The 2,939-nt window shown below is 62.1% G+C and carries 1 protein-coding gene; it reads left to right on the forward strand.

The features are described 5' to 3' along the window. A partial coding sequence (locus WCJ41_RS21110; protein WP_336907808.1) for an AAA family ATPase occupies positions 1-2,846 on the forward strand: 2,846 nt, incomplete at its 5' end. Positions 2,847-2,939: the final 93 nt, after the last annotated feature.

Below are 2,939 nucleotides of genomic sequence, written 5' to 3' on the forward strand. Positions count from 1 at the left end.
TCGTCAGGGCTGCCAAGCTGAGTGACGAGGCCAGGCTCCTGCTGACCTTCCTGCCTTACAATGGGGAAACCGTCTGTTTGTTTCTCGAGGTGATCGCCGATCACGCCTATGAGAAATCCAGGTTTCTCCGCGGCGCAACTGTGGACCGCGACAAGATCGAGGCCGAGCCAGACGATCCCGGTCCGGCTCCAGAGACAGGCAGCCGCTCGGGGTGGCAGCTGAAATGGCTGCCGCCAGAAGCAGCTCAGTTCGATCTGCTCGACAAGCCAATCGTCTTTGACGATGTGCAGGAAGGGGTCCGCCGCCACGCGCCCCCTCTGGTCATCGTGGGATCAGCCGGGTCCGGGAAGACGGCGGTGGTGCTGGCGAAACTGCGCGAGATCAGCGGGAAAGTCCTGTACGTCACGCTCTCGTCCTACCTCGCTCAGACGGCGCGGCGGCTCTATGGTGCCCACGGCTATGAGAACCCGGCGCAGGAATTGGAGTTCATGAGCTTCCGGGAGTTCGTCGACACGATTGAGGTTCCGGAGGGTGCAGAAGTCGGTTTTGCGGACTTCCGGTCCTGGTTCGAGCGCCGACGCGGCGGGCTGGGTGGCGAACTGAAGCAGGCCGACGCACATGCCGTGTTCGAGGAGTTCCGTGGCGTGATCGGCGCTGCCGCCAGCGGCGCGCTTTCGCTGACGGAGTATCAGGCGCTGGGCGTGAGGCAGTCGCTCTACCCGGCCGGAGAGCCACGCAGAGCGGTTCACGACCTGTTCGAAAAATACCGGGGTTGGCTCCGGGAGGCAAAGCTCTTCGACCTCAATCTCGTCTCGCATGCGTGGCGCGCGAAGGTGGAGCCGCACTATGATTTCGTCGTTATTGATGAGGTGCAGGATCTGACTGGCGCTCAGCTGGCGCTGGTTCTCGCGGCGTTGAAGGCCCGGGACCACTTCCTGCTGTGCGGCGACACCCACCAAATCGTGCATCCCAACTTCTTTTCGTGGGCCGCTGTACGCGCGCTTTTCTGGCAGTCGGCTGTGGAAGAAAGTCTGGACACCTCTGCCCAGCGCGAGATCGCCATCCTCCAGGCCAATTTCCGCAACACTCAGGCGGTCACCGGGGTGGCCAACCGTCTGCTGAAGATCAAGCAGGCGCGTTTCGGTTCGGTAGATCGCGAGAGCAATTTCCTCGTCAGGTGCGCATCTGGGGTCCCGGGCGCGGTGCAACTGCTAAAGTCCGGCGAAAAGGCCTTGCAGACGCTCGACGCCATCTCACGGGCCTCCGTGCGCTATGCGGTCATCGTACTGCGGGATGAAGACAAGGCGGCGGCGCGCGAATGGTTCAGGACCCCCCTGATCTTTACGGTCCACGAGGCCAAAGGGCTCGAGTATCCCAATGTCATCCTGTTCCACTTCGTCTCTGGCAATCGCGCGGCCTTTACCGAAGTCTGCCGGGATGTTGCGCCAGCCGATCTCGCTGGCGACGAACTCGAATACCGTCGGGCGAGGGACAAGACCGACAAGTCGCTCGAACTGAACAAGTTCTATGTCAACGCCCTCTACGTCGCCATGACGCGCGCGGTCGAAGGCCTGACGCTGGTCGAGACGGATACTCAGCACCCTCTCCTGCGGCTGCTCGACCTGAAGGAAGGTGCCGAGGCCACAGCGACGGGGGCCACCGCTTCCAGCAAGGACGAATGGGCCCTTGAGGCGCGCAAGCTGGAACTTCAGGGCAAGCAGGAACAGGCCAAAGCCATCAGGGAAAAGTTCCTTGGCGCCAAGCCCACGCCATGGACTCCGTGGTCGAGCCAGACACTCCGTGAGTGGTTGCCGAAAGCGCTCGATCCGAACAATCCATCGGCCAAGACCAAGCAGACGCTGCTCGACTATGCGCTCTGGAACGGTCAGGGAACCTATGTCGAGGCCCTCTCCAAGGCCAACTTCGGGCCGGCCAAACTGCTGACCCACAACGATCGGCTGCTGGCACGAGACACGCGATTCTACGATAAGGGCCGCGTGGCGGACCTGATAGAAATTCCCGGCTTTACAGACGATCCACGAAACCCGATGGGACGCGCGGCGCGTGCATCGGCTGCCGTAAGCGAGCGCTTCCTGCGGCCCTACATGGAGCGGTCGGTGAAGACAGTGTTACAAGAGTGCGACCTCTACGGCGTCGATCACAAGAGCTATTGTGGTGCGACGCCGCTGATGCTCGCCGCGCGCGCCGGCAACATCACACTGATCGCGCAGCTTCTCGCCCGAGGTGCCAATCCTGACCTTGCTGACGATTACGGCCACACAGCATGGATGGGCGCACTCAGCCGGGCGATCAACGATCACTCCTTTGCCCGCGCCCATATCGTGGCCCTCTTCGAAATCATCGGTCCCGCCACCATCGACATTCAGACGGGCGGCAGGCTTGTCCGGCTCGAGCGCGGTCAGGGCGAGTTCTGGCCCCTCAGCCTCATGCTCTCCGGGCTCAAGACCCATTGCAGTGGTCTTGTGGTCCGCAAACTCGGCGGCCATCGCTATGGGCACGGTTTCTTCGCCGACGCTCTACTAGAAACCCTTGACCGCCTTCCCGAGCATCTCTGGCCGAAGCCCCGCCGCCGCAAGGAATATCTCAACAGCGTTCTGGCACGAGCCGAAGTCGGATCGGCGTACCAACCAGCCCGAAAGCTTTGGCAGCGGCTCGAGAAGGGTTACTACCTGCCCTCCCCCGACATGAAGCTGCGACGGCCCACGCCTGAGGGTGACATTTGGATGGGTATCGCCGAAGCCCTCAATCTGAATGCGGTCAGTGACGGGAGTGTGCACTGGCTGTTCGACATCTATGGCATCGCGCCAGCGCAACTGGGGAAGTAGATCTGTCGAGGAATGAAATCGCTTGGCACCCAGGTTACGCTGCCGTGTGAGGTTGCGTCCTGCGGCTCGGCTAGAGGCCAACTCCCCAATAGC

Origin of the sequence: Aestuariivirga sp. (assembly GCF_037139295.1) — a bacterium.
Lineage (GTDB): Bacteria > Pseudomonadota > Alphaproteobacteria > Rhizobiales > Aestuariivirgaceae > Aestuariivirga.